Origin of the sequence: Noviherbaspirillum denitrificans (assembly GCF_002211445.1) — a bacterium.
GTDB classification, from domain to species: Bacteria; Pseudomonadota; Gammaproteobacteria; order Burkholderiales; family Burkholderiaceae_D; genus Noviherbaspirillum; species Noviherbaspirillum denitrificans.
This window is the reverse complement of record NZ_LSTO01000001.1, coordinates 4,230,261-4,231,326: the sequence shown is the minus strand read 5'-3', so window position 1 is coordinate 4,231,326 and position 1,066 is coordinate 4,230,261. Positions and strand designations below refer to the sequence as shown.

Here is a 1,066-nt window from a genome sequence, read left to right as displayed (position 1 = left end):
CACCGCACCGCCGCAAGCGGCCGCCATCATGCTTCCGCTGCTGTGTGCCGCCGATCTCGTCGGCTTGCGCAACTATATCGGTCGATGGAATCGCGCCGTGCTTCGCACCATGCTGATGGGCGGCATGGCGGGAATCGCGCTGGGCGCACTCAGTTTCGGCAAGCTGGACGCGAATGGCTTGCGCCTGATGGTCGGCGCGATTGCAATTGTGTTTTCGGTGTATTACTTCATCGGAAACCGCGTGTCCCGCGCGCCGGCGGACCCATCCGTACGCCGCGGCTTGTTCTGGTCCGCGTTATCCGGCTACACCAGCTTTGTCGCCCATGCAGGCGGTCCGCCGGCAATGGCTTACCTGATTCCGCAGCGCATGGAGAAGATGACGTATGTCGCGACCATGAACGGATTCTTCATGACGATGAACATGGTCAAGCTGGTGCCGTATTCGCTGCTCGGGCAATTCGATGCGCACACGCTGATGACCAGCCTGCTGTTGCTTCCGCTGGTTCCCGTTGGGGTGAGGGCAGGGCAGTGGCTGCAGGGGAAGATCAACCATTTCTGGTTTTACCAGCTGGCGCAGGTGTGCCTGCTGGTGAGTGGTTTGCAGTTGGTGTGGATGGCGTTGCGGTAGACGTAGGGTGGGTTTCGCTCCGCTCTATCCACCCTACGAGCGCCTGGCTACGCCGCTAGCCGCCCATCAGTTTGCACCGCCGGAATCCGATCCGCCGGCAGCAAGCGCCGCAGCATCCCCAATTCCCCCTTGCGATAACCCTTGCCGCTGGCGGCAATCAGTTTGTCCAGTTCCTGCTCCAGCACCGCGGGTTCCTGGCGGCATGCCCAGAACACCGGGCCGCCTTCCCACTTCGGGAAGCCGAAACCGTTGACCATGACGAGATCGATGTCGCTGGCCCGTGTCGTCACGCCTTCGGCCAGCAGCAGCGCGGCTTCGTTCGCCATCGTCAGCAGCAGGCGGCGCTGGATTTCGTCGGCGCTGAACGGGCGCCGCGTGATGCCTTTTTCCTGCGACGCCTGGAGGATCAGTTCGGTGACGGCCGGATCGGGCGCGCCG

Annotated in this window: 1 protein-coding gene and 1 pseudogene; one reads left to right on the top strand and one right to left on the bottom strand. The window is 63.1% G+C overall.

Annotated elements, in window-relative coordinates:
• On the top strand, positions 1-628 hold a 628-nt coding region (locus AYR66_RS20505), incomplete at its 5' end, for a sulfite exporter TauE/SafE family protein (protein ID WP_141104283.1).
• Between the two features lie 47 nt (positions 629-675).
• Here AYR66_RS20505 and AYR66_RS29700 read toward each other — a convergent pair.
• A pseudogene (locus tag AYR66_RS29700) lies at positions 676-1,066 on the bottom strand (hypothetical protein); the annotation flags it as partial.